Consider the following 24,840-nt stretch of genomic DNA (forward strand, 5'->3'; position numbering starts at 1 on the left):
TACGGGTCAGTTGGAAGGAATAAACAATCGAATAAAGGTCATCAAGCGGATGGCGTACGGTTACCGGGATAGCGAATTCTTTTTCATGAAGATCAAGAACGTCTTTCCCGGTAATCCGTGAAGAACCAAAAAAATGCGGCCTGAGCCACTATCAGTAGCCGACGGTGAAGCGTTGGCGCGAGTGCCTTGGGGTTTCCACTTCATCGATCAATGCGATGGCGTAATCGGCGAAGCTGATCCAGCTGCGCCCCTCGGCACTGACCAGCAACTCATCCTGACCCAGACGGAATGCACCTGTGCGCTTGGCCTCGACAAAGTCGGCCGACGGCGACAAGAAGGTCCAGTCCAGCTCCTTTTCCTGACGCAGTGCTTCCAGAAACTCAGCCCCTGCGCTGGCTTCGGCGCGGTATTCCTCAGGGAAACCGGCGCTGTCGATTACCCGGCCACCGCCTGGCAGCAGCAGCGACCCGGCGCCGCCCACCACCAGCAGGCGTTGCACCCCGGCCTGTTTCACCGGCCCGATCACGGCGCTGGCGGGCAGGGTGGCGAAGTGCGCGGCGCTGATCACCACGTCGCTGCCGCTGATGGCCTGTTGCAAGGCCTGTGCGTCGAGTGCGTCCACTTGTTTGACGGTGACGCCTGGCTGCGCGGCGAGTTTTTCGGTGTTGCGCGCAATGGCCACCACGCTGTGCCCGCGCCGCAGCGCCTCTTCCAGCAATTGACTGCCCGCACGGCCAGTGGCCCCGATGATTGCGATTTTGCTCATGGTGTTCTCCAGGTCGGTTAAGGGTTGAAACGCTTCACCACTTCATTTCGCCTTTGGCGACTTTAGCGCTCAGTTCCAGCGAGCTTTCGTCGGCAAGGCCTGGGTAACGTTTTTTCATGGCCGCGATCAGGGCGGTGGAATCCTTGGCCTTGGCGGTTTCGAGGTCGAATGCCTTGATGTAGTCAGCGGTGAAGGCCACGGAGGCCGGCGATGGCGTACCCAGGTAATGGCCCGGGACCACGGTGTTCGGCTTCAGCGCCTGAATGCGCTGCAAGGTGGTCAGCCAATCCTTGTGGGACTGCGCGCCCTGGGTATCGGCCATCCACAGGTGAATGTTTTCGGAGACGACCACCCCGCCCACCACGGCCTTGATCGAAGGGATCCACACAAAACTGCGGTCCGGCTGCGGACCGTCGAGGCCGATCACCTGCAGCGGCTGGCCCTCAAGCGTCAGGCTGTTGCCCTCAAGCACCTGGGGCACGATGGTTTTGCCTGGTTTATCGGCGCCCATTTTCGGGCCCCAGAACGCCAGCTTGTCGGCCACGGTCGCCTTGATATGGTCGACCACCGGCTGTGGCGCCAGCACCTTGGCGTCGGGGAACGCGGCGGTGAGGGTATCGAGGCCGAAGTAGTAATCCGGGTCACCATGGCTGATGTAGATGGTGGTCAGGTGCTTGCCGCTGGCGCGAATCTTCTGCACCAACTGTTCGGCCTGGGCCTTGCCGAATTGAGCGTCCACCAGGATCGCGTCTTGCGCGCCGCTGACCAGCACCGAGCTCACCGGGAAAATCGCCGCTTCACCAGGGTTGTACACGTCGAGTTTCAGCTCGGTCGCCGCTGCGTGGGCGGCAAACGCCAGAGCGGCGGTCGCCAGGGTCAAGCGCTTGAAGGTTGAGAACATCGGGCAGCTCCTGCATTCGATAAGGGATGCGCACAGCTTAGTTGCCTGAAACACTACAAAAAATGCCATGCTTGGACATAGTTTGTTTCTGAAAGTGGGCAGATCATGGATCGTCTTCAAGCAATGCGGGTGTTTGTGAGCGTGGTGGAGCTGGGTAGCCAGTCGGCCGCCGCCGATCACCTGGACCTTTCGCGCCCGGTGGTATCGCGCTACCTGGCCGAGCTCGAAGACTTCGTCGGCGCGCGTCTGCTGCACCGCACCACGCGCAAGCTCAGCCTCACCGCCGCCGGCAGCGAAACCCTGCCGCGTTGCCGGCAATTACTGGAACTGTGCAGCGACATGCAGGCCGCCGTCAGCACGCCGGATGACGCGCCGCGCGGGCTGTTGCGCCTGAGCGTGAGCACCTCGTTCGGCCAGGCGCAATTGGCCGACGCCATCGCCGCCTACGTCAAGCGCCACCCCCTGGTGACCGTCGACCTGCAAATGCTCGACCGCACGGTGAACCTGGTGGACGAGCGCATCGACCTGGCCATTCGCACCAGCAATGACCTGGACCCCAGCCTGATCGCCCGGCGCCTCACCGTCTGCCGCTCGGTGGTGTGCGCCACGCCGGCCTACCTGCTGGAGCACCCGGCACCGCGGAAAGTCGAAGACCTGGCCCGGCATAACTGCCTGACCCACTCCTACTTCGGCAAAAGCCTGTGGCATTTCGAGGAGGGCGGTGAGCATGTTTCGGTGCCCATCACGGGCACGATCACCTCCAACGAGGCCACTACCCTGCTGCGGGTGACGCTGGCCGGGGCCGGAGTGGCGATGCTGCCCAGTTATCAGGCCGGCGACTACATTCGTCGCGGTGAACTGGTGCGCCTGCTGCCCGGCGCCGAGCCCCGGCAAATGAACATTTACGCGGTGTATGCCTCGCGCAAACACATGCCGTCGGCGTTGCGCAGCCTGCTGGATTTTCTGGTGGAGAGGTTTCCGGAAGAGCCGATCTGGGACATCGGTCTTTAAGTCGACATAAACGGTTTGAATATCGCCCAATAATGGCAACTCGCCCTGGCTGACCTATGCTTCAAACAGTCATCCAGAGGTCTGTGCCATGACCCTCAAAACCAGAAAGTACCTGACGATTTTCGCCCTTTGCGCCCTGGCCAGCGCGTTGTACGGCACGGCCGCCTACCGTGTCGAGCAAACGCGCATGCAGCCAAGTTTCGCGATCACCTGCCATCAGGATCAATGCGTGCCGCACACCGGCAGTTTCAGTGCCTTGCGCTGATCGCGAGACACTAAATACCCGACGTGGCCAGTCAATCCGGCTTGAGTTGCTCGCGAAACGCCTTCGGCGAAAATCCCACCCGCCGCCGAAACAGCCGCGAGAAGTTGGTCGGGTCGGAAAACCCCAGCACCTCCGACATCTCGTTGATCGTCATGCGGGTATAGGTCAGCAGGCGTTTGGCTTCCAGCAACTGACGGTCGTGCATGATCTGCAGCGCCGGCTGCCCGCCCAGTTCGCGGCAGGTGCCGTTCAGGTGTGACACCGAGATGCCCAGCTTGTGGGCCAGGTCCTCGATCCTGGGGTGCTCGCGGTAATGCTGCTCGACCAACTGGGTAAAGCGTCGAAAATATTCGCGCCCACGCGGCGCACGCGGGTGGCGACGCTGGATGGCCTGGCGGCTCACCCACACCAGCAGCACGCTGACCACCGCGTGCATCATCATGTCGCGGGCCGGTTGGTCATTCACGTATTCGTCCTGCAGACGCACGAAGAGGCTGTTGAGGTAGTCGCTGTCCTTGCCCGCCGGATAACTGCCCAGAGTCTGCAAACCGTCGACTGTCGCGCCCAATTGCCCCTGCAAATGGCTGATCAGCGGCGCGGACAGGGTCACTACGTAGCCGTCCACATCCTCGGCAAACCGAAACCCGTGCACACACAGCGGCGGCAGCACCTGCAGCGTCGCTTCGCTGAGGGTGCTGCGCTGGCCTTCGATTTCCAGGTGCGCCTGGCCCTTGTGCACGTAGAGCAATTGGCACAGATCCGCGTGCCGGTGGGGCTGAATCTCCCACTGATATTCCCGACTGCGTCGGGAAATGGTTTCGCAGTGCAGCAAATCGGGGGTAGGCCACTGCTGGCTTTCCCCGTACAGCTTGAAGACTGGAATCGCGGTTTGGCTCATGGTTTCGATCCGATACTCAGGATAGTGGTGCGGTAATCGCACCGATTGGCAAAAAGCGCAGACTTTGGCGCAGTTTTCACCTTCTTGTAGCGGCCACTCAAGTGAAAAATGTCAGCAGCAGGATCAATGACAACGCTTTCACCCGATCCGTTCGTGGTGGACCTTGCAGGCGATAAAAACAATGAAGACGCTGAAAACCCAGGTTGCCATCATTGGCGCCGGTCCTTCGGGATTGCTGCTTGGCCAATTGCTGCACAACGCCGGCATCCAGACCCTGATGCTTGAGCGCCAGAGCGCCGACTACGTGCAGGGCCGCATCCGTGCCGGCGTGCTGGAACAAGGCATGGTCGACCTGCTGCGCGAGGCTGGAGTCAGCCAGCGCATGGACGCCGAAGGCCTGGTGCACGATGGCTTCGAACTGGCGCTCAATGGCCGGCTGACGCATATCGACCTCAAGGAACTGACGGGCGGCCAGTCGGTGATGGTCTACGGCCAGACCGAAGTCACCCGCGACCTCATGGCCGCCCGCGCCGCGGTCGGCGCCACCACGCTGTACGAAGCGCGCGAGGTGCAGCTCCATGACCTGAAAACCGATCAACCCTGGCTGACTTTCGAGCATCAGGGCGAGGTGTTTCGCCTGGAGTGCGACTACATCGCCGGTTGCGACGGTTTCCACGGGGTGGCGCGGCAGTCGATCCCGGCCGAGTCGCTGCAGGTGTTCGAACGGGTGTATCCGTTCGGCTGGCTGGGCATGCTCTGCGACACGCCACCGGTGCACCCGGAGCTGGTGTACGCGCGGCACCCGCGCGGTTTTGCGTTGTGCAGCATGCGCTCGGCCACGCGCAGCCGTTATTACCTGCAAGTACCCGCTGACGAACCGGTCAGCGACTGGTCGGACGAGCGATTCTGGGCCGAATTGAAAAAACGCCTGCCTGCCGAGCTGGCCGAAACGCTGGTCACCGGGCCCTCCCTCGAAAAAAGCGTCGCGCCGCTGCGCAGCTTCGTGGTCGAACCGATGCAGTACGGCCGTCTGTTCCTGCTGGGCGACGCCGCGCACATCGTGCCGCCCACCGGCGCCAAGGGCCTGAACCTGGCGGCCAGCGACGTGAGCACGCTCTATCGCATTCTGCTCAAGGTGTATGGCGAAGGGCGCGTCGACCTGCTTGAACAATACTCGGCCATCTGCCTGCGCCGGGTGTGGAAAGCCGAGCGGTTTTCCTGGTGGATGACCTCGATGATGCACCAGTTTCCCGAGGCCGACAGCTTCACCCAACGCATCGCCGAAAGTGAGCTGGACTACTTCATCCACTCCCGCGCGGGCCGCCAGACCATCGCGGAAAATTACGTCGGACTTCCTTACGAGGCTATCGAATAGCCTGCTATCGTATCGAGCGTTCCCGCAGGGCGTCTTTCCTGCGGGCCTTTGCTCGAAGGTTCTGCCGTGACTCAGCTCAATCAGCCCGTTCCACCGGTTCCCGCCGTGCGCAGCATCCTCATCGCGTTGATGCTGGCGATCTTTCTTGGCGCGCTCGACCAGACCATCGTCGCCGTGTCGATGCCGGCCATTTCCGCGCGGTTTCACGACGTCGACCTGCTGGCCTGGGTGATCTCCGGCTACATGGTGGCGATGACGGTGGCGGTGCCGATCTACGGCAAGCTCGGCGACCTGTACGGGCGCCGGCCGATGATGCTGATCGGCATGGGCCTGTTCACCGTGGCATCGCTGTTCTGTGGCATGGCGCAAGGCATGGAGCAACTGGTGCTGGCGCGGATTGTCCAGGGCATCGGCGCCGGCGGCATGATCTCGGTGAGCCAGGCGATCATCGGCGACATCATCACGCCCCGTGAGCGCGGACGTTACCAGGGCTATTTCAGCAGCATGTACGCGGTGGCCAGTGTGGCCGGTCCGGTGCTGGGCGGCCTGATGACCGAGTACCTGTCGTGGCGCTGGGTGTTCCTCATCAACCTGCCGTTGGGCGCCGGCGCCTGGTACGTGGCCCATCGCACCCTGCGCGGGCTGCCGGCGCCGCAGCGCAAGCCGGTCATCGATTACGTGGGCACCGTGCTGATGATCATCGGCCTCACCGCGTTGCTGCTGGGCATCACTGAAATCGGCCAGGGCCATGCCTGGCGTGACTCCGAGGTGCTGGGCCTGCTGTCAAGCGCGCTGGTGGCGCTGTCGGTGTTCGTGTGGCACGAGCGCCGCGCCCGCGAGCCGTTGTTGCCGATGCACCTGTTCGCCAACCGCAGCGCGGTGCTGTGCTGGTGCACGATTTTCATCACCAGCTTCCAGGCGATTTCCCTGACCGTACTGATGCCGCTGCGTTACCAGACCTTGACCGGTTCCGGTGCCGACAGCGCGGCCCTGCACCTGTTGCCGCTGGCGATGGGCCTGCCGATGGGCGCTTATTGTGCCGGGCGCCGGACCTCGGTGACCGGCCGCTACCAGCCGATGATTCTCTGCGGCGCGCTGTTGAGCCCCCTGGCGATCCTCGGCATGGCCTTGAGCGCGCCGCAGGCGGTCGGACTGACGGCGTTGTTCATGGTGCTGTGCGGGATCGCCGCCGGCATGCAGTTTCCGACCTCTCTGGTGGGCACACAGAATTCGGTGGCGCAACGCGACATTGGCGTGGCCACCAGCACCACCAACCTGTTTCGCTCCCTCGGCGGGGCGGTGGGGGTGGCCTGCATGTCGGCGCTGCTGCTGGCGCTGTTGCAGGATTCCAGCTTCGCCCACATGGCCAGTGGCGCGCTGGCGGCCGAAGGCAGTTCCGGCAGTGTGCTGCTCGACGGCCTCAACGCCGCCCCCGGCCCCGCGCAGGACGCCCTGCGCGCGGAGCTGGCGGTAACGTTCCGGCATTTGCTGATGGTAAGTGCCGCGGTGTCGCTGCTGGGCCTGGCGGCGGCCATAGCGATGCCCAATCATGTGCTGCGCGGCCGCGAAGACAAAGCCGGCTGACTGACCAGCGAAGCTCCACATGTGGGAGGGGGCTTGCTCCCTCCCACAAGGAACTGCATTCCAGCGCCGGATCATGGGCTGTAATAACCCACCGCCACCATGAAGTGCCCGGTCTTGCGCACGTAGGCATGCTTGTTCTCGACCTTGCCGGTCACCGGGTTCTGCCAGCGGTATTTGTATTCGCCCTGGTCCTGCTCGGTCATCATCTTGAGGATCGGCTCGCCCACGGGTCTGCCATCCGGATCCTTGACCTTGCTGAAGTCGGTGTTGATCAGTCGCAGAGTGGTGCCATGGGCCACGTAGCGCCGGGTGTCGAGGTCGACCACGAACACGTAGAGGTCGTCCTGCAGAAACCCACCCTGCAACGAGTTGATCGATTTGAGCGTGCCCGCCTCATCCTTCACCAGCGCGCTCACCGCCTTGTTGCGCAACGCTCGCGCCTGCTCCGGGGTGGCGCGTGGCAGGTAGTAGCCGACCGCCAGAATGCGCTCGCCCACCCGCTGGTAAAACACATGCTTGTGCTCGACCTTGCCATCGTTCCAGTTCTGCCAGCGATAGTCGGCCTGCTGCACACCCTGGTTTTCCGGCACCTTGAGCGCGTCCTTGAACGATTGGCGCAACTCCGGCCCCAGCACTTCGGACACATCACGGCCTATCAACGCCGAGGACGGGCCGCCACTGGCCAGCAGTACGCCCTTAGTGTCGACCACGAACACGTAGCGATCCTGGTCGACAAACTCCCCTTGGCGGCTGAATGCCGCAAGGGCCTTGTCACCATTGCTCTGATAGTAGGCCAGGGCTTTTTGCAGCAACGCCTTGGCCGCCTCGGCGTCTTCTTCCTGCGCCGTCGCGGCATGCACCTGGCCGGCGCACGCCAGCAGCAGCCAAGTGATTCGCAGCAATGCCTTCATGTTTCATCCCTCATTATTGTTGATGTGACAGGAGCGTAGACGGACATGGCTCAAGGCGCCGCCAGCCACTGGTTGACGATGCCGTCATATACCCCGGTCGCCACGCTCAGGTGCAGCCACTGATCGACGTAGCTTTTCCACGCCACATCGTCGCGCGGCAGCAGGAAGGCTTTCTGGCTGTATTGCATCTGCCGCTCGGGGTTGACCGCACACAGCCCGGGCTTGAGCTTTTGCTGGTAGCGTGCCTCGCTGGCGTCGGTGATCATCACGTCGGCCTTGCCGGCCAGCAGTTCGTCAAAAATCGTCACGTTGTCATGCAGGCGGATCTGCGCCTGGGCCAGGTGGGCGCGGGCGAACACCTCATTGGTGCCGCCTGCCGGTTCGATCACCCGCACCTGCGGCTGGTTGATCTGCTCCACGGTCTGGTAGCGCTGCACATCGGTGCACCGCACCAGCGGGATCTTGCCGTCGACGCCGAGGGATTCGCTGAAGAAGGCTTTTTTCTGGCGTTCCAGCGACACCGAAATACCGCCCACGGCGATGTCGCAGCGTTGCGCGAGAAAATCCGGCATCAGGGTTTTCCAGTTGGTGGGCACCCAGTTGATCTTCGCGTTGAGGCTCTTTGCCAGGGACTCGGCCATGGCAATGTCGATGCCTTCATAGCTGCCATCGGCGCGCAATGAACTGTAGGGCTTGTAGTCGCCGGTGGTGCACACGCTGAGCGTGCCGCGCTGGATCACCTCATCGAGGTGCGACGGGGCGGGGTCGGCGAGGGCGGTGGTTGCCGAGCACGCCAGTACACACAGGGCCAGGGAAGCTTTCATCGGGACGGGTCCTTGGGGCAATTTTTTTGTAGGCGCGAGCATTGACGCGCCGCCTGCGCCTTTCAACCTTTTTTTCACGTTGCACGGTTTAAGCTGCCCATCAAGGTCGTTCACTCCTGTTCCACCCTGATGAGCCCATGATGTCGCCACAACCTCCATCCTCCATCGAGATTGACTTCGCCCAGCGCTATGATCAGGAGCACGCGCGGGTCTGCGGCGACCCGCGTCCGCCCAGGCTGCGGCGACGCCTGGCGATGTGGCGCGACGAATGGCTGGTGCGCCAGGCGCTTAAAGTGGCCGGCGAGCCGGGCCTGATCCTCGACCTGGCCTGCGGTTCGGGGCGGTTCTGGCCGGTGCTGGGCGAACACATCAACCGTGTGATCCTCGCCTCGGACAATTCCCAGGACATGCTCGACCACGCGCTTACCCACCACTCGGCGGCGTTGCTCAAGCGGGTCAAGACCTTCCAGGGATCAGCGTTTTCCATCGGCTTGTCGGCGAATGCGGTGGACTGCATTTTCTGCCTGGAGTTGTTTCGCCATGTGCCCAGCGCAGAAGGGCGGCTGGCGTTGCTGCGCGAGTTTCATCGGGTCAGCCGCGATACCGTGATTGTCTCCGTGCCTTCACGCACCTTTGTGGAAGGCGAATTTCGCCAGGCGGGCTTCAAGGTCCTGAAACATCAGGAATTCATGCCGGGCTCCCGGCTCTGGCGGGTTTACGTACTGCGTAAGAGGGGATAACTCCCGCTCGTCGGACTATTCTTCAGTGCCTGTCCGAGTTTTCATGATTGCCTGTGCACTGTGAATGCTCGCAAGGCCCTTTCGCGATATATACTGCGCGCCATTCTTCAAGGGAGAGCCGTGTGGCCATCGATATTCACTGGATCTGCGACAACGATAGCCTCGGCCAGCATTGCGCCGAATGGCAGCAGTTGCCATTCGTCGCCCTCGACACCGAATTCATGCGGGTCGACACCTTTTATCCCATCGCCGGGCTGATCCAGATCGGTGATGGCGTACGCGCTTACCTGATCGACCCCCTGACCATCGACAACTGGCAACCCCTGGCCGCCCTGCTGGAAAATCCGGCGGTGATCAAGGTGGTGCACGCCTGCAGCGAAGACCTTGAAGTACTGCTGCGCCTGACCGGCAGCCTGCCGGTGCCGTTGTTCGACACCCAGTTGGCGGCCGCCTACCTGAACCTTGGCTTCTCCATGGGCTATTCGCGCCTGGTGCAAGCCGTGCTCGATATCGAGCTGCCCAAGGGCGAGACCCGCTCGGACTGGCTGCAGCGGCCATTGTCCGACACGCAGGTGAGCTACGCCGCCGAAGATGCGGTGCACCTGGCCGAGGTCTACATCCGTCTGCGTCCGCAGTTGTCCGACGATAAATACGCCTGGGTGCTGGAAGACGGTGCCGAACTGGTGGCCAACCTGCGCCGCGAGATCGACCCCTACGAGCTGTACCGCGATGCCAAGCTGGCGTGGAAACTGTCCCGCGCGCAACTGGCCGTGCTGCGTGAACTGTGTGCCTGGCGCGAGCAGCAGGCGCGGGCCCGCGACCTGCCGCGCAACCGCATCATCCGCGAACATTCGCTGTGGCCGTTGGCCAAATCCCAGCCGGACAACCTGGTCGCCCTGGGCAAGATCGAAGACATGCACCCGCGCACCGTGCGCCAGGACGGCCCGTTCCTGCTCGACCTGATCAAGCGCGCCGCCAGCGTGCCCATGGACCAATGGCCACCGGCCGTGGCCGAGCCGCTGCCGGTGGACGCCGCCACGCTGATCAAGCAGTTGCGCGCCCTCGGCCAGGCCGAAGCCGAACGCCTGGACATGGCGCCGGAGCTGATGCTGCGCAAGAAAACCCTCGAAGCCCTGGTCAAGAGTGGCTACCCCGATGGGCCTTATACATTGCCCGACTCGCTGCGTGGCTGGCGCCGCGCGTTGATGGGTCAGGCGCTGCTCGACAGCCTGGCCTCTGCCGGAGAACAGCCTTGAAACGTATTTGCTCCATCTACCGCAGCCTGAAAAAAGACGGCATGTACCTCTACGTGCTCAAAAGCGATGCCCTCGAGCGGGTTCCCGAGCCCCTGATGGTCGCCTTCGGCAAGCCGCACCACGCCTTCGACATGGTGCTGACCCCGGAGCGCAAGCTGTCGCGCGAAGACATCCTGGTGGTCCTGGAAAACCTCGACAAGCAGGGCTATCACCTGCAAATGCCGCCGGCCGAGGACGAGTACATCGAACACTTGCCCGAAGAGCTGCTGCGCCGCAACGACCCGATGTGATCGGTGGGTGCCCTGCCCGGGGCACTTTCTTCAACGCAATCGTAATGAGTGGGCGGTGGCCGCAAGGACGCGGGCGGCCGTCTGCACTGTTTTGAAAGGTTTTAAGCATGCGTGTTCTGATTGCTGAACAGGATCACCCGCTCTACGCCCAACTGCTGCGCGCCGCCGCGCCGGATCTTGAGGTGCTGACCAGTGGCGATTCGGCCGAACTCTCGCGGCTGGCCGCCGATTGCCCGGTGTGGCTGGGCCAGCCGGACCTGCTGGCGACCCTGCTGCGCCAGGGCCATCAGCCGCAGTGGCTGCAATCGACCTGGGCCGGCATTACGCCGCTGCTGGCCGACGGCCTGCCGCGCGGCTATCGCCTGACCCGTGCGGTGGGCATTTTTGGCCAGGTCATGGCCGAGTTCGTGCTCACCTACATGCTGGGCCACGAGCGTGAAGTGCTGGCGCGCCTGGTCAGCCAGGTGGAGCGCAAGTGGGACAACCGCATCGGCCAGAGCCTGGCGGGGCGCACGGCGCTGATCGTCGGCACCGGTGATATCGGCCAGCGTGTTGCCGAATTTCTGCTGCCGTTTGGCGTGAAGCTGTACGGCATCGCCAGCACCGCGCGTGAGCAGGCGCCGTTCATTGAAGTGGCCGCGCTTGATCAGTTGGAACGGCTGGTGGGGGAGGCGGACTACGTGATCAACCTGCTGCCCAACACACCGGAAACCCACGACCTGTATAACGCGGCGCTGTTCAAGCAGTTCAAGCCGACGGGCGTGTTCATGAACGTCGGACGCGGCGTGGCGGTGGTCGACGCCGATCTGGTCGAGGCGCTGAAAGAAGGGCACCTGGCCGGCGCGGTGATCGATGTGTGTCGCCAGGAGCCGTTGCCGCAGCGCCATCCGTTCTGGACCGCCTGGGGCCTGCTGCTGACCGGGCACAGCTCGGCGCCGACCTCGCCGTCGATGATGGTGGATTTGTTTGTGCAGAACCTGCGCGCGTATCAGGCCCGGCAAGCCCTGCGCGGTGAAGTGGACTTCGAACGCGGCTATTAGTCTGGTAACACCGCCAGTCGCCGACGCTTGGTTCCAGGCGGCTTGGGCACTAGACTGGCGGCCTTTTCACTTACCGATACCGATGCAGAGCCATGGCCGCCAAAGTCGAACCCTTCTGGATACGCAAAACCCTTGAACACCTCGACCAGGAGGAATGGGAGTCGTTGTGCGACGGCTGCGGCCTGTGCTGCCTGCAGAAGCTTGAAGATGAAGACGACAACAGCGTCTATTACACGCGCATCGCCTGCAAACTGCTCGACCTGAACACCTGCCAGTGCACCGACTACCCCAACCGCAGGGCCTCGGTGCCGGACTGCATCCAGCTCACGCCGGGCCAGGCCGACCAGTTCAAATGGCTGCCGCCCACCTGCGGCTACCGGCTGGTCAGCGAGCGCAAGGACCTGCCGTTGTGGCACCACCTGGTCTGCGGCGACCGCGATGCCGTGCACCACGAACGCATTTCCCAGTCCGGGCGCATGGTCAGCGAAGGCAGCGTGGCCGAAGACGACTGGGAGGATTACCTGATTTTCCGCGCGGGCTGAACCAGGAGTGGGTATGAGGGAAGTGATCAAGCTGACGGCCACCCTGGCGCTGCTGGCAATGAGCAGCTCGGCCTGGTGTGCGAAAAAGGTCGACCTGGACTATCACGTCAAGCTGCTGCCCCAGAGCGATCAAGCCGAAGTGCGCGTGAGCCTGTCCCATGGCGCGGCGGTGCGTAGTCTGAATTTCGACCTCGGTCACGCGGGCGACTACAGCGACTTCAAGGCCGATGGCCAGTGGAAGGTCACCGGCAGCCGCGGCCTGTGGCAGCCCGACGCCGACAAGGCCAGCCTCACTTACCGCGTGCGCCTGAGCCATGCGCGCAAGCCGGGCACCTATGAAGCGCGGATGACACCGAGCTGGGCGCTGTTTCGCGGTGAAGACCTGGTGCCGACCGCGCACCTGGACCAGCAGGACGGTGTCGAACTGGTCTCGCGCCTGGTGTTCGAGCTGCCACCTGGCTGGAAAAGCGTCGAGACCGCCTGGCCGCGCATCGGCAAGCACAAATTCCGCATCGACAATGTGTCGCGCCTGTTCGACCGGCCCACTGGCTGGATGCTCGCCGGCACCCTCGGCAGCCGCCGCGTGCGCCTGGGGGACACCGACGTCACCGTGGCCTCGCCCAAGGGCCAGGCCATGCGCCGCATGGATGTGCTGACCTTGCTGACCTTCGTCTGGCCGCAGGTGGAGGCCGCGTTCCCGCGTCATCCGGCCAAGCTGCTGGTGGTGGGCGCCAGCGACCCGATGCGCCGTGGCGCGTTTGCGGCGCGCGACTCGATCTACCTCAACAGCCGCACGCCGCTGGTCAGTGAGAGCGGCAGCAGCCCGTTGCTGCGTGAAGTGGTGCAGGCCATCGGGCGCTTCAATGACCACGACACCAGCGACTGGATCAGCGAAGGGTTTGGCGAGTTTTACGCGATTGAGTTGATGCGCCGTGCCGGCGGGATTACCGATGAGCGCTACGCAGCGATTCAGGCGCGGCTGGGCAAACAAGGCAAGGACGTGACCAGCCTGCGCGGCGAGCACGTTAGCGGCGCCACGGTGGCGCGGGCGGTGCTGGTGCTGCAGGAGCTGGACCGCGAGATCCGCGTCAAGACCCATAACAAGCGGTCCCTGGATGACCTGGCGCAGGCGGTGATGCGGGCTGACAGCGTGAACACGGCGCAATTTGTGCAGTTGGCTGAAAGCATTATCGGTGAGCCATCAGCGGTGCTCGATTCCAGATTACTGCACTGATCTGGAAACACACACACACAGGACACATGTGGGAGGAAGCAAGCCCCCTCCCACATGTGGATGTTCAACAGGCCTGGAAGCCTGATCAGCCGGTGGTTTTTACCGCTTTCTCGGCGGCCACTTCGGCTTGGGTCTTGAGGTTGTTCAGCTCTGCGCCGGCCCGTTCAATCTTGGTGCGCAGGCTGTTCATCTCCTGACGACCCTGCTCCAGCTTGTCCTTGAGCGAACTGTGGCCGGTAAAGCCGCGCTTGAGCGCCACGCCGCCGATTGCCACCTGGATCAGGCCGAGCACGCCGCCACGGCGCAGGCCTTTGCCCAGCATGATGAAACCCCCTGCCACCGAGCCGATGCGTTCCCAGCCGTGCACGTTTTGCTCATGCTGCGGGGCGGGCTGCAGGTGCTCGATGATAGGTCGCAGGTGTGTGCTGTCACTCATGATCCGTCTCCAACAAGGGCTAGTGTCAATAGCTGACTGCTGGCCGGCGCCGGATGTTCCCGAAAAATCAGTACTTGGGCCCCGAGCGGGTGTTGTTGCCCTTGGCCAGGCGGTCGTAGAGCACCACATTGACGGTGGCGGCAAGGTTCATGCAGCCGGTGGTCGGGATGTACACCACGTCTTCGCACCAGTCGCGAATCTCTTTATCCAGCGAGCCGTCTTCCGGGCCGAAGATATACAGCGCGCGGTCGGGATGGGTGTATTCGGGCAGCGGGCGGGCGCCTTCCACCAGCTCCACGGCCACCGGGATGCAGCCCAGGGGCAGGATTTTCTTCAGGTCATCGATGCCGATCAGCGGAATATCGTGGTGGACTTTTTTGGTGTCGGTGATGAAATCCCGCGCACGCTCGTAACGCACGCCGGTGTAGAACACCGAGGCCACGCCGTAGCAGCCGGCGGCGCGCATCACCGAACCGACGTTTTCGGGGGATTTGGGGTTATACAAACCGATGCAGCTGTAGCGTTTATTGCCCACGGGGAGGGTGCCTTGACGAAAAGGCGCGATTATACGGCCTTGAAGTGATGCGGTGCTTGCACGATCGCTATCGGGAGCAAGGCCCCTCCCACCGTTGGACTGCATTTCAGTGTCGGAGGGGGCTTGCCGCCGCTGAGGCCGGTGCAGGCGATGACGATGTTCAGCTGTCTTTTTTCATCAACCCCGCCAACGCCGCAAACGGGTTGTGCGTGGCCTTGGCAATCGTCGGGCTGCTGGTGGAGCCTTCGCCGAAATACTGCTGGTCGGTGTAGCGCGAGTGCTCGTTGTCATGGCAATACAGGCACAGCAGTTCCCAGTTGGAGCCATCCTGAGGATTGTCATCATGGTTATGGTTGCGGTGGTGTACGGTCAGTTCGCTCAGGCGTTTGCCGGCGAACTCACGGGCGCAGCGGCCGCATACGTGGGGGTACATTTTCAGGGCTTTGTCGCGATAGCCCATTTCCCGGTCGCGCTGGGCATCGGCGAGAATGCGGTCCAGCTTGGCGGTGTGGGAGGGCGGGTTGGTCGAGCTCATCATGGCTCCTGGCTGTATGAGGGTTCACGGATACCGTGGATTCTAGCCGCTCGCGCGCTAAATAACCGCTTCACTTTAGCCATAAGGATTTAACTTCATGCGTCTGCATACATGGATTGCTGCATTGCTGCTGTGTGGGGCGACGGCTCATGCCTACGCGCTTTCTACGCCCAGACCCGGACAGGTGATCGAGGTGGCCCTCGAGCAGTTGCATCCCACCCAGGCCGTGGTGGGCTTTGACCAGATTTACTACAGCCTGGGGCTGTTCGCCGCCAAACCTGCCAAGGTCTTCGATGAATACTGCGAAACCAACGGCCAGGGCGAAGCGAAAAAGGTGCCGAAAAAGGCCGACCTGCATCACCCCGACAGCTTTACCTGCGAGGACCCGGTAGGTGCTCACCCGGATGAGATGAAAACCGTCGTGGCAGGCCCCGGCGGCCAGTTGTACCTGACCGACGGTCACCACAGCTTCACCACGCTGTGGGAAGTGCCCGGCGGCGGGGCGCGGTTGAAAATGTGGGTCCGGGTGACCGACGATTTCAGCAGCAGCCCGGACATGAAAACGTTCTGGCAGCGCATGGCGGCGGCGCGCAAAGTCTGGCTCAAGGACAGTCAGGGCCGGACCCTGGCGCCTGAGCAGTTGCCGGCGCATCTGGGCTTCAAGCACCTGCAGAACGACACCTTTCGCAGCCTGGTGTACTTCACCCGCAAGGCCGCCTATGGCAAGCCGGACGATGGCGGGATTGCCCCGGAATTTCTGGAGTTTTACTGGGGCGACTGGCTGCGCACGCAGATTGATTTGGGCCAGTACGACCTGGACAGCAAAGGCGGCTACAAGGACGCCATCGAAGCCGTTGCCAAGCGGATGGTCAGCCTGGCGCCAGGCTCGAAGGTGGGTGACAGCGGGTTTACCGCCCATCAACTGGGCGGCATGAGCGAACTGGATCGCAAGGCGCTGGAGAAGACGTTCGACGACAAGGTGCCGTACATCTTTGACTACCGCAAATCCCTGCGCTGAAACAGATCAGACATGTGGGAGGGGGATTTGCGGTGTCTGGTATCAGGCTTTCAGTTTTTCGGCGATCCAGATGGTGTGCCGGGTGCCTTTGTTGCCATGGGCAAATACCTGCACTTCCTCGGCCTTGAAGCCGGCCTTGCGCAGTTTGTCGCTGAACAGCCTGTCGGCGCTGGCCGACCACACGGCCAGCACGCCCTTGGGCCGCAACGCCTTGGCACAGGCGGCCAGGCCGCCGGCGGAGTAGAGCCAGCTGTTGGCCTTTTGCGTGAGGCCTTCGGGGCCGTTGTCGACGTCGAGCATGATCGCGTCAAAGCCCTGGGGTTCGGCCTGCAGCACCTTGGCCACGTCTTCCAGGCGGATCACGGTGCGCGGGTCCAGCAACGGGCGGCCGGATTTTTCGCCCAGCGGGCCGCGGTTCCACTCCACCACGCCGGGCACCAGCTCGGCCACCACCACTTCGGCGGTCTTGCCCAGGTGCTTGAGCGCCGAAGCCAGGGTGAAACCCATGCCCAGCCCGCCAATCAATACCCGTGAACCGGGGCGCCCGGCTACCTTGCGGCAGGGAATCTCCGCCAGGGCGTCCTCGGAGCCGTGCATGCGGGTGTTCATCAACTGGCCGCCGTCACCGCCCTGGATCTTGATGACAAAATCCTCGCCGTATTCGAACAGGCACAGGGCGCCGCCGTTGTCGGGGATCGGGGTGGTGTCGAGCAGAATGAAACGTTTCATGGAAATCTCATTGGGAAGGGCATTCTTGCGCGGTTGGGAGTAGCCTTGAGGCATTCCGGTCAGGCCATGGAGCCATCGATGAAGTGCAGCATTCTAACGGTCATTGTGCTCGGCGCGCTCACATTGGGTTCTGCGCAGGCGCAGGAGGCGCAAAGCGTGCCGGCCGCCCCCGCGCCAACCCCAGGCGCGCCGGGCACGCCGACGCCGACGCTGTACCCGCAGGTGACGCCGCCGGCGTTGCCCAAAGCCAACGCCGACGGCTCGCCGGCGCTGGTGCCGATCGTGTTGCCGACGCCGCCCAGGGACCAGACAGTGCCGGGCCTGCAGCAGAACGACAGCAAACCGAAAACGCCCGGTGGTTAAGCGTCGAGTGCCAGCGCCTTGAACACGAAGGCATATTCCAGCGCCACGTCGCGTAGCCCCTGGTAGCGACCGCTCATGCCGCCGTGGCCGGCACCCAGTTCGGTCTTGAGCAGCAGCAGGTTGTCGGAGGTGGCGGTGTCGCGCAGCTTGGCGACCCATTTGGCGGCTTCCCAGTACTGCACGCGGCTGTCGTTGTAGCCGGCGATCACCAGCAGCGCCGGGTAGGCCTGGGCGCTGACGTTTTCGTAGGGCGCATACGCCTTGATGCGCGCATACACCTCGGGCTCTTCGGGGTTACCCCATTCGTCGTACTCGGTGATGGTCAGCGGCAGCTCCGGGTCGAGCATGGTGTTGAGCACATCCACAAACGGCACTTCGGCAATCGCCGCCTGGAACAGCGCCGGGCGCTGGTTGAGCACCGCGCCGATCAACAGGCCGCCGGCACTGCCGCCGCTGATCGCCAGTTGCCCGGAGGTGGTCAGGCCCTCGGCAATCAGGTGTTCGGCGCAGGCGATAAAGTCGCTGAAGGTGTTCTGCTTGTGGGCCTGCTTGCCGTTGCGGTACCAGGCTTCCCCCAGCTCGCCGCCGCCGCGCACGTGGGCGATGGCGAACGCCACGCCACGGTCCAGCAGGCTCAGGCGCGCGTGAGAGAACCACGGGTCGAGGCTCTGGCCGTACGCACCGTAACCGTAAAGGTACAACGGGGTGGGCTTGCCCAGTTGGTCGCGCTTGACCACCAGGCTGATCGGCACCTGAGTGCCATCGGCCGAGGTCGCCCACAGGCGCTGACTGACGTAGTCATCGGCATTGAATGCGCCGAGTACCGGCGTTTCCTTGAGCACCTGTTGCGCGCCGCTGGCCAGCTCCAGCTGACGCACCTGCGCCGGGCGGTTCAGCGCTTCGTAGCGCAGGCGGATCCGGTCGCTGGGGAATTCCAGGCTGTTCTGTACGTAGAGGCTGTAGGCGGCGTCGGGTAACTCCACGCGATAGGCCGGCACGCCCTCGGCGTGCACTTCGATCACCGGCAGGCCGCCGATGCGCAGGCTCAGGGTCATGGCGCGGGCGTTCAGGCTCACGCCGTCGAGCATCACCTCGTCACTGTGGGGGATCAGCGTGTGCCAGTCGGCCTCGCCGGGCACGGAGCCGGTGTCGGCGGCGACAAACAGCGCGTAATTGATGCCGTCGCGGTTGCTGCGGATAAACCAGGTCCACTCACCGTCGAGCTGGCCGTGGTCAACATCGTATTCATGGTCTTCGACGCGAGGCGCCAGGCAGGTGAAGTCCAGGTGCGGCTGGCCTGCGTCCAGTGCCCAGATTTCGCTGGTGGTCTTGCTGCCCAGGGCCAGCAGCAGCTGGCGCTCGGAACTGGAGCGGTAGCAATGCAGGAAGAAACGCCCGTCGGGTTCGTGGAACACTTCCTGCGCCGCCGTGCCGTCCAGGCGGTAGCGATACAGCTTGTGCGGGCGATGGGTGTCGTCCAGCTCGCCAAAAAACAGGGTCAGGCTGTCATTGGCCCAGGTCATGCTGCCGTCGCAGTCCTGGAACTCCAGTTCGCTGACCTTGCCCGAGGACAATTCCTTGACGAACAGGGTGTAGATTTCTTCGCCACTGGTATCGAGGCTGTAGGCCAGACGCTGATGGTCGGGACTGATGCTGAAGGCGCCCAGCGAGAAAAAGCCGCCGCCAGCCAGCGCGTTCGGGTCCAGCAGCAGTTCTTCGCTGCCCTCATCCACCTGATTGCTGTCGTCGGCGGGGCGGCGGCAGCGGTAGTGGCGGGCGTATTCGTCGCCGGCGGTGGTGCGCGTGTAATACAGATACGGGCCCCACGGGGAGGGCAGCGACAGGTCGGTCTCGAGGATGCGGCCCTTGATTTCCTCGAACAGCGTGTCGCGCAGCGCCTGCTGGTCGGCCAGTTGGGCTTGCTGCCAGGCGTTTTCGGCCTTGAGGTAGTCGAGGACTTCAGCGTTGTCGCGCTCCTGCAACCAGGCGTACGGGTCTGGACCTGGGGCCTTGCGGGCGATCGGGGCATTGGATAGGGGCATGGATCACTCTCTGTCTGGCGGACGGTGGCAGGCATTGCAGCCGCGACACGCAAAAGCCGTTATCATAGCCGCCTCTTTGCCAGCCTTGCCATGGACACCATGACCGAGAACGATTATCTGATTGCCTGGGGCCTTTACGCCTTCGCCGCATTGGGCTGCCTGTTGGTGTGGTGGCGCATGACCCGCTGGATCTGGCGCTGGCTGCGCGAGCCGCTGCAATTGCTGATGGCGGTGCTGCTGTTCAGCCCGACCATCGTCGATCCGGTCAAGACCCAGTTCGCGCCGGCCGTGGCCATTACCGCGCTGGACCTGGTGCTCAAGGTCGGCAACAACGCCTGGCGGGCGATTTCCGATTTGTTCATGTACACGATGATCGTCTTCGCCGTGTATATCGTGATCGTGTTGATCCGCTGGCCCATCGAGCGCGCCGCCAATGCGCGCCGCGAGCGCAAGGCCGCGTTCGATGCGGCGCTGGCCCAGGAGCCGGCTGAAGACGACGAGCCTTTCCACCGTCCGGCACCCGCCAGCGGCACGCGGGTCGAACCGCGCCTTTAACGTTGCAGCGAGAGCCCTGGCATGTGTGAATTATTGGGCATGAGTGCCAACGTCCCCACCGATATCGTGTTCAGCTTTACCGGGCTGATGCAGCGCGGCGGGCGCACCGGCCCGCACCGCGACGGTTGGGGCATCGCCTTTTACGAAGGCCGTGGCCTGCGCCTGTTCCAGGACCCGGCGGCGAGCAGCGAGTCGGAAGTCGCGCTGCTGGTGCAGCGTTATCCCATCAAGAGCGAAGTGGTGATCGGGCATATCCGCCAGGCCAATGTCGGCAAGGTCAGCCTGGCCAACACTCACCCGTTCGTGCGCGAACTGTGGGGCCGCAACTGGTGCTTCGCCCACAACGGCCAACTGGCGCAGTTCAACCCGCGCGCCACCTTTTACCGCCCGGTGGGCGACACCGACAGCGAGGCGGCTTTCTGCGATCTGCTCAACCGTGTGCGCGAAGCCTTCCCGGAACCGGTGGACATCGAGCAGGTGCTGCCCGACCTGATCGCCGCCTGCACCGAATACCGCAGCAAGGGCGTATTCAATTGCCTGCTCAGCGACGGTGACTGGCTGTTTTGCTATTGCACGACTAAATTGGCGCAGATCACCCGACGCGCGCCCTTTGGCCCGGCGCGCTTGAAGGATGTCGACGTGATCGTCGATTTCCAGGCCGAAACCACGCCCAATGACGTGGTGACGGTGATTGCCACCGAACCGTTGACCGACAACGAAAACTGGACCCGCTACGAACCGGGCCAATGGAGCCTGTGGCGACGCGGTGAATGCGTCAGCCAGGGCGTTACCGAGTAAGGATATCGACCATGTTGCTCAGCTATCTGCGGTTGGTGCTGTTTGCCATTGGCCTGTTGGTCGGCGTGCAAGTGCCGGGATTCATCAACGACTATGCCAAGCGCGTCGAAGCCCACCTGATCGAGGCCCAGACCGGCCTGCGCGGGTTCGAGACCACCGCGCAGCAGTTTTTCAAGGGCGACTTGCAGGCGCTGGTGGCCCATTACCGCGCCAGTGATGACCCGGTGTTCCAGAGCGACGCCAACAGCCTGGGGGCCATGCTTGACCGCCAGCTTGCGTTGGACAAGCAGTTCCAGGCCATGCAAGGTCCCTGGTATATCCGCGCCCTGCAGGTGGCGGTGGCCGCCGACCCGGACATTCGCCGGGAGACCTGGAATGGCTACAGTTACCAGATCCTGCTGACCCCCGAAGCGATGGGCTGGGGGTTGGGTGGGGCGATGCTGTTGTCGTTCGGCATCGAGTGTCTGTTCCGCCTGATCGACTGGGTGGTGTTGGGCGGCAAGCGTCTGCGCCAGAGCCGTCCGATTGAAGAGCGTGACCTCAAAGGCCTTTAAATAGCGGCTCGGTCCACTGTGGGAGCCAGCCCCCTCTTATCAAACACAAAATAACTTTTTGATTTAAAACCTGAAATTTCAGGCAGCCAGTTTCCTGTGGCGAGCAGGCTTGTCCTGCGTTGGGCTGCGCAGCAGCCCCAAAGCCGTGCTCCGCGCAGGGTCAGGTACACCGCGTTTTCCTTTATTGGGGGCGCTGCGCCCCTCAACGCGGGGCAAGCCCGCTCGCCACAGAGGCTCCAGTTTGCTGCGCGACAGCGCTACGTCGAAGAGGCAGTGGGGACTCCCACCGTTATTTGGATAGAAAGCGCATGCCTTCTTCCAGCCCGCGCAACGTCAGCGGGTACATCTGATCTTCCACCAACTCGCGCACAATTCCCGTCGACGCCGTATAGCCCCAGGTGTCCTTCGGGTACGGGTTGATCCAGATCAGCTTCTTGTACTTGGCCATGAAGCGCTGCATCCACACATAGCCCGGCTCCTCGTTCCAGTGTTCGACGCTGCCGCCGGCCTGGGTGATTTCATAGGGCGCCATCGACGCATCGCCGATAAAGATCACTTTGTAATCGGCGCCGTACTTGTGCAGCAGGTCCTGGGTTGAGGTGCGCTCCGAGGTGCGGCGCTGGTTGTTCTTCCACACCGACTCGTACACGAAGTTGTGGAAGTAGAAGTACTCCAGGTGTTTGAACTCGGTCTTGCATGCGGAGAACAGCTCTTCGCAGATCTTCACATGGGCGTCCATCGAGCCGCCGATATCGAACAGCAGCAACAGCTTGATGGTGTTGCGCCGTTCCGGGCGCATCTGGATATTCAGCAGGCCGGCGTCGCGTGCGGTGTGGTCGATGGTGCCGTCGATGTCCAGCTCTTCGGCCGCACCCTGGCGCGCGAATTTACGCAGGCGGCGCAGGGCAACCTTGATGTTGCGCGTGCCCAGCTCGACCTGATCGTCGAGGTTCTTGTACTCGCGCTGGTCCCACACCTTCACGGCCTTGCCCTTGCGCTCGCCGGCATCGCCCACGCGTATGCCTTCCGGGTTGTAGCCGCCGGAACCGAACGGGCTGGTGCCGCCGGTGCCGATCCACTTGTTGCCGCCGGCGTGGCGTTCCTTCTGTTCTTCCAGACGTTTTTTGAATTCCTCGATCAGCTTGTCGAGGCCGCCGAGGGACTGGATCTGTGCGCGCTCCTCATCGCTCAGCGAGCGTTCGAACTCCTTGCGCAGCCAGTCCTCGGGGATGAGCGCCTGCAGGTGATCGTCGAGTTTTTCCAGGCCGTTGAAGTAGGCCCCGAAGGCGCGGTCGAACTTGTCGAAATGCCGCTCGTCCTTGACCAGAATCGCCCGCGCCAGGTAGTAGAACTCGTCCATATCGGCGAAGGTGACGCGCTGTTTGAGCGCGTTGATCAGGTCAAGCAGTTCGCGCACCGACACCGGCACCTTGGCGGCGCGCATTTCATTGAACAGGTTGAGCAGCATCAGCGATGACCGCGACGGCTCATGAACGCCAGCCGTTCCAGCAACTGCACATCCTGCTCGTTCTTGACCAGCGCGCCGGCCAGCGGCGGAATCGCCTTGGTCGGATCACGCTCGCGCAGCACCGCTTCGCCGATGTTGTCGGCCATCAGCAGCTTGAGCCAGTCGACCAGTTCGGAGGTGGAAGGCTTTTTCTTCAGCCCCGGCACTTTGCGCACGTCGAAGAACACGTCCAGCGCTTCGCTGACCAGGTCCTTCTTGATGTCGGGGTAGTGCACATCGACGATTTTCTGCAGGGTGGTGCGGTCGGGGAAGGCGATGTAGTGGAAGAAGCAGCGGCGCAGGAACGCGTCCGGCAGCTCTTTTTCGTTGTTGGAAGTAATGATGATGATCGGGCGTTTCTTCGCCTTGATGGTCTCGTCGATTTCGTAGACGTAGAACTCCATCTTGTCGAGTTCCTGCAACAGGTCGTTGGGGAATTCGATATCGGCCTTGTCGATTTCGTCGATCAGCAGAATCACCCGCTCTTCGGCCTCGAAGGCCTCCCACAACTTGCCCTTCTTCAGGTAGTTGCGTACGTCGTGCACCTTGTCCACGCCCAGTTGCGAGTCGCGCAGGCGGCTGACCGCGTCGTACTCGTACAGGCCCTGGTGGGCTTTGGTGGTGGACTTGATGTGCCAGGTGATCAGCCGGGCGCCGAACGACTCGGCCAGTTGTTCGGCGAGCATGGTCTTGCCGGTGCCCGGTTCGCCCTTGACCAGCAGCGGACGCTCCAGGGTGATGGCGGCGTTGACGGCCAGTTTCAGGTCATCGGTAGCCACATAGGCCTGGGTGCCTTCGAACTTCATCGGTGTGTCCTCGGATTCATCAATGCCCGGACTATACCGCGCGGCCCCGGCGACTGTGAACGCAGACGGGTTATTCAGTCTCTGAATGGCCGGTCACGTTCATTCCCGGCCAATGCAATCAATGTGGGAGGGAGCAAGCCCCTTCCCACAGTTTTAATCGGCGCTCGGCTTGGGTTGTTCGTAACGGGCATTGAAGGCCTGGATGAAGCCGTTGCGCAGGATCGCGATGACCGCGCCAAACGCGCTGACATTCTGCTGATGCACACTGCCGCTCAATTCCACGCGGGTGGCGAACTGGTTTTTACGCTGGTTCTTGAGCACCGTCTCGCTGGCGCCGACCACGGCTTCCCAGATCGAACGGAAGATATTCTTGTCCTTGTTTTCGACATCCTGCTGCCAGTCGAACACTTCCACATCGCGCAGCAGCGGCTTTATATAGCCGCGCAGCTGGCCTTTCTCGGCCTGGGCTTCGATTACTACGTCACCGGTGCCGGCCTTGAAATCGAACTTGCCATAGGCGGAGGCGAAGTCATTCATGCGCGTCAGTTGCAGGTCGCGGGCACGGAAGCGGAACTCGAACTCTTCGAAATCACTCAGCGGGTCAAAGGTGGCGTTGGCTTCCAGAGGTGCCTGGCCTTGCAGCAGCGCCTTGCCTTCAAAGCGTGCGTCGCGCTTGCCTTCCACGTCCACCACGTTGGTCAGGTTGTAGAAACTGGCGTTGACCCCGGTGGCGTTGATATTGACTTGGGGCTTGGAGGTGAAGTTGTGGAACGCGATCTTGCCGTCTTCGATGCGCATTTCGTTGAGGGTGATCGGCAGCAGCTTGCTCAGTTGTTCCTGCCAGTCGGTGCCTTTACCGGTCTGGGACGCGGCCTTGTTGGCGCCACCGTCGACGAAGTTGATTTCCGGACGCACAAAATGCCCCTCGGCGACCACCGCATGGTCGTACCACAGCGAATGCCAGCTCACCGCGAACTCGATCAGCGGCGCCTTGACGAAGGGCACCGGCACCTTGCCGTCCACCTTGACGATCTGCAGGCCGTTGATCCGGTAGGCGCCGCGCCACAGGGCGAGGTCCACGTCGGCAATCTCGCCACGGTAATCGCCCATGTTGGCGAGCTTTTCGTTCAGGTAGTTGCGCACCAGATAGGGCAGGGCGATGTTCAGTGCCACCAGGAAAACCACCAGTGCGGCGACGGTCCAAAGTGGCCAGCTGTAGCGACGTTTCATGAAAGGCTCCTCCGTGCAGATAGGGTGTGGACTGCCGCAGCAGGCGCAACGTTCCGCCGACTGGACGCCTCAAAGCCTGAGGCATACCCTTGTGG

29 protein-coding genes are annotated in these 24,840 nt (G+C 62.9%); 16 read left to right on the plus strand and 13 right to left on the minus strand.

The features are described from left to right. A partial coding sequence (locus TU79_RS19445; RefSeq protein WP_211263080.1) for a transposase occupies window positions 1–121 on the plus strand: 121 nt, incomplete at its 5' end. Window positions 122–151: 30 nt separating this feature from the next. Here TU79_RS19445 and TU79_RS19450 read toward each other — a convergent pair. After that, window positions 152–766 carry an NAD(P)-dependent oxidoreductase gene (locus TU79_RS19450; RefSeq protein ID WP_057009526.1) on the minus strand — a complete coding sequence of 205 codons (615 nt, stop codon included), beginning with the start codon at window positions 764–766 and terminating at the stop codon, window positions 152–154. A 34-nt stretch (window positions 767–800) separates the two neighbouring features. Then, window positions 801–1,667: an MBL fold metallo-hydrolase gene (locus tag TU79_RS19455; protein ID WP_057009527.1), complete on the minus strand. Its 867-nt coding sequence runs from the start codon at window positions 1,665–1,667 to the stop codon at window positions 801–803. 105 nt (window positions 1,668–1,772) lie between these two features. Between TU79_RS19455 and TU79_RS19460 the strand changes: the two genes are divergently transcribed. Together TU79_RS19460 and TU79_RS26345 are read left to right on the plus strand one after the other, a co-directional pair. Next, window positions 1,773–2,678 carry a LysR family transcriptional regulator gene (locus TU79_RS19460; RefSeq protein WP_057009528.1) on the plus strand — a complete coding sequence of 302 codons (906 nt, stop codon included), beginning with the start codon at window positions 1,773–1,775 and terminating at the stop codon, window positions 2,676–2,678. Between the two features lie 88 nt (window positions 2,679–2,766). Then, complete coding sequence (locus TU79_RS26345) at window positions 2,767–2,943, plus strand: hypothetical protein (RefSeq protein WP_003233987.1); 177 nt, start codon at window positions 2,767–2,769, stop codon at window positions 2,941–2,943. 31 nt (window positions 2,944–2,974) lie between these two features. Here the strand turns inward: TU79_RS26345 and TU79_RS19465 are convergent, their stop codons facing one another. Then, window positions 2,975–3,841: a helix-turn-helix domain-containing protein gene (locus TU79_RS19465; RefSeq protein WP_057009529.1), complete on the minus strand. Its 867-nt coding sequence runs from the start codon at window positions 3,839–3,841 to the stop codon at window positions 2,975–2,977. Window positions 3,842–4,031: 190 nt separating this feature from the next. Here TU79_RS19465 and pobA point away from each other — a divergent pair, with 190 nt between their 5' ends. Beyond that, entirely contained in the window at window positions 4,032–5,216 is a 1,185-nt protein-coding gene (pobA, locus tag TU79_RS19470) for a 4-hydroxybenzoate 3-monooxygenase (protein WP_173670293.1), read from the plus strand. A gap of 66 nt (window positions 5,217–5,282) precedes the next feature. After that, window positions 5,283–6,800, plus strand: a complete 1,518-nt coding sequence (locus TU79_RS19475; RefSeq protein ID WP_173670267.1) for an MDR family MFS transporter — start codon at window positions 5,283–5,285, stop codon at window positions 6,798–6,800. Between the two features lie 71 nt (window positions 6,801–6,871). On the opposite strand, the gene TU79_RS19480 is transcribed toward TU79_RS19475, so the two are convergent. Together TU79_RS19480 and TU79_RS19485 are read right to left on the minus strand one after the other, a co-directional pair. Then, on the minus strand, window positions 6,872–7,711 hold the full coding sequence (locus TU79_RS19480) for a cache domain-containing protein (protein ID WP_057009532.1): 840 nt from the start codon (window positions 7,709–7,711) through the stop codon (window positions 6,872–6,874). Between the two features lie 50 nt (window positions 7,712–7,761). Next, complete coding sequence (locus TU79_RS19485) at window positions 7,762–8,535, minus strand: transporter substrate-binding domain-containing protein (protein ID WP_057009533.1); 774 nt, start codon at window positions 8,533–8,535, stop codon at window positions 7,762–7,764. A gap of 140 nt (window positions 8,536–8,675) precedes the next feature. On the opposite strand from TU79_RS19485, the gene TU79_RS19490 reads away from it, so the two are divergent. The 6 genes from TU79_RS19490 (at window position 8,676) to TU79_RS19515 (ending at window position 13,637) form a co-directional block, all read left to right on the plus strand. Beyond that, window positions 8,676–9,275 (plus strand): class I SAM-dependent methyltransferase, encoded by a 600-nt coding sequence (locus tag TU79_RS19490; protein ID WP_057009534.1) that lies wholly within the window; start codon window positions 8,676–8,678, stop codon window positions 9,273–9,275. A 122-nt stretch (window positions 9,276–9,397) separates the two neighbouring features. Next, complete coding sequence (gene rnd, locus TU79_RS19495; RefSeq protein ID WP_003233994.1) at window positions 9,398–10,531, plus strand: ribonuclease D; 1,134 nt, start codon at window positions 9,398–9,400, stop codon at window positions 10,529–10,531. Beyond that, a complete protein-coding gene (locus TU79_RS19500; RefSeq protein ID WP_053136663.1) occupies window positions 10,528–10,821 on the plus strand; it encodes a YcgL domain-containing protein in 294 nt (97 codons plus the stop codon). The genes rnd and TU79_RS19500 overlap by 4 nt, the downstream gene beginning before the upstream one ends. A gap of 107 nt (window positions 10,822–10,928) precedes the next feature. Next, the gene (locus TU79_RS19505) at window positions 10,929–11,861 is read left to right on the plus strand and encodes a D-2-hydroxyacid dehydrogenase (RefSeq protein ID WP_057009535.1); all 933 of its coding nucleotides are present in this window, start codon (window positions 10,929–10,931) and stop codon (window positions 11,859–11,861) included. Window positions 11,862–11,953: 92 nt separating this feature from the next. After that, on the plus strand, window positions 11,954–12,403 hold the full coding sequence (locus tag TU79_RS19510) for a YcgN family cysteine cluster protein (protein WP_057009536.1): 450 nt from the start codon (window positions 11,954–11,956) through the stop codon (window positions 12,401–12,403). Between the two features lie 13 nt (window positions 12,404–12,416). After that, on the plus strand, window positions 12,417–13,637 hold the full coding sequence (locus TU79_RS19515; protein WP_057009537.1) for a hypothetical protein: 1,221 nt from the start codon (window positions 12,417–12,419) through the stop codon (window positions 13,635–13,637). Between the two features lie 85 nt (window positions 13,638–13,722). Here the strand turns inward: TU79_RS19515 and TU79_RS19520 are convergent, their stop codons facing one another. From TU79_RS19520 to TU79_RS19530, 3 genes are all read right to left on the minus strand, one after another. Beyond that, window positions 13,723–14,073: a YgaP family membrane protein gene (locus TU79_RS19520; RefSeq protein ID WP_057009538.1), complete on the minus strand. Its 351-nt coding sequence runs from the start codon at window positions 14,071–14,073 to the stop codon at window positions 13,723–13,725. A gap of 67 nt (window positions 14,074–14,140) precedes the next feature. After that, the gene (locus TU79_RS19525) at window positions 14,141–14,608 is read right to left on the minus strand and encodes an RNA methyltransferase (RefSeq protein WP_003189607.1); all 468 of its coding nucleotides are present in this window, start codon (window positions 14,606–14,608) and stop codon (window positions 14,141–14,143) included. A 160-nt stretch (window positions 14,609–14,768) separates the two neighbouring features. Then, window positions 14,769–15,143 (minus strand): YajD family HNH nuclease, encoded by a 375-nt coding sequence (locus tag TU79_RS19530; RefSeq protein ID WP_003172528.1) that lies wholly within the window; start codon window positions 15,141–15,143, stop codon window positions 14,769–14,771. A gap of 97 nt (window positions 15,144–15,240) precedes the next feature. On the opposite strand from TU79_RS19530, the gene TU79_RS19535 reads away from it, so the two are divergent. Beyond that, the gene (locus TU79_RS19535) at window positions 15,241–16,161 is read left to right on the plus strand and encodes a ParB/Srx family N-terminal domain-containing protein (protein WP_057009539.1); all 921 of its coding nucleotides are present in this window, start codon (window positions 15,241–15,243) and stop codon (window positions 16,159–16,161) included. Window positions 16,162–16,203: 42 nt separating this feature from the next. On the opposite strand, the gene TU79_RS19540 is transcribed toward TU79_RS19535, so the two are convergent. Next, window positions 16,204–16,890 (minus strand): spermidine synthase, encoded by a 687-nt coding sequence (locus tag TU79_RS19540; protein ID WP_057009540.1) that lies wholly within the window; start codon window positions 16,888–16,890, stop codon window positions 16,204–16,206. Between the two features lie 78 nt (window positions 16,891–16,968). Here TU79_RS19540 and TU79_RS19545 point away from each other — a divergent pair, with 78 nt between their 5' ends. Further along, entirely contained in the window at window positions 16,969–17,253 is a 285-nt protein-coding gene (locus TU79_RS19545) for a hypothetical protein (RefSeq protein WP_057009541.1), read from the plus strand. Here TU79_RS19545 and TU79_RS19550 read toward each other — a convergent pair. After that, a complete protein-coding gene (locus TU79_RS19550; protein ID WP_057009542.1) occupies window positions 17,250–19,295 on the minus strand; it encodes a S9 family peptidase in 2,046 nt (681 codons plus the stop codon). The genes TU79_RS19545 and TU79_RS19550 overlap by 4 nt on opposite strands. A 24-nt stretch (window positions 19,296–19,319) precedes the next feature. Between TU79_RS19550 and TU79_RS19555 the strand changes: the two genes are divergently transcribed. From TU79_RS19555 to TU79_RS19565, 3 genes are read left to right on the plus strand one after another with little or no spacing between them, the layout of a single operon-like run. Beyond that, on the plus strand, window positions 19,320–19,850 hold the full coding sequence (locus TU79_RS19555) for a hypothetical protein (RefSeq protein WP_057009543.1): 531 nt from the start codon (window positions 19,320–19,322) through the stop codon (window positions 19,848–19,850). A gap of 21 nt (window positions 19,851–19,871) precedes the next feature. Further along, the gene (locus TU79_RS19560) at window positions 19,872–20,648 is read left to right on the plus strand and encodes a class II glutamine amidotransferase (protein WP_003234016.1); all 777 of its coding nucleotides are present in this window, start codon (window positions 19,872–19,874) and stop codon (window positions 20,646–20,648) included. 11 nt (window positions 20,649–20,659) lie between these two features. Next, the gene (locus TU79_RS19565) at window positions 20,660–21,202 is read left to right on the plus strand and encodes a DUF2937 family protein (RefSeq protein WP_057009544.1); all 543 of its coding nucleotides are present in this window, start codon (window positions 20,660–20,662) and stop codon (window positions 21,200–21,202) included. A 289-nt stretch (window positions 21,203–21,491) separates the two neighbouring features. Here the strand turns inward: TU79_RS19565 and TU79_RS19570 are convergent, their stop codons facing one another. The 3 genes from TU79_RS19570 to TU79_RS19580 all read right to left on the minus strand — a co-directional run bounded on the left by TU79_RS19570 (window position 21,492) and on the right by TU79_RS19580 (window position 24,745). Then, the gene (locus TU79_RS19570) at window positions 21,492–22,670 is read right to left on the minus strand and encodes a vWA domain-containing protein (protein ID WP_057009545.1); all 1,179 of its coding nucleotides are present in this window, start codon (window positions 22,668–22,670) and stop codon (window positions 21,492–21,494) included. Then, window positions 22,670–23,515 carry an AAA family ATPase gene (locus TU79_RS19575; RefSeq protein ID WP_057009546.1) on the minus strand — a complete coding sequence of 282 codons (846 nt, stop codon included), beginning with the start codon at window positions 23,513–23,515 and terminating at the stop codon, window positions 22,670–22,672. The genes TU79_RS19570 and TU79_RS19575 overlap by 1 nt, the downstream gene beginning before the upstream one ends. A gap of 153 nt (window positions 23,516–23,668) precedes the next feature. After that, entirely contained in the window at window positions 23,669–24,745 is a 1,077-nt protein-coding gene (locus tag TU79_RS19580) for a DUF748 domain-containing protein (RefSeq protein ID WP_057009547.1), read from the minus strand. Between the last annotated feature and the right edge of the window lie 95 nt (window positions 24,746–24,840).

Source organism: Pseudomonas trivialis, assembly GCF_001439805.1.
Taxonomy (GTDB): Bacteria; Pseudomonadota; Gammaproteobacteria; order Pseudomonadales; family Pseudomonadaceae; genus Aquipseudomonas; species Aquipseudomonas trivialis.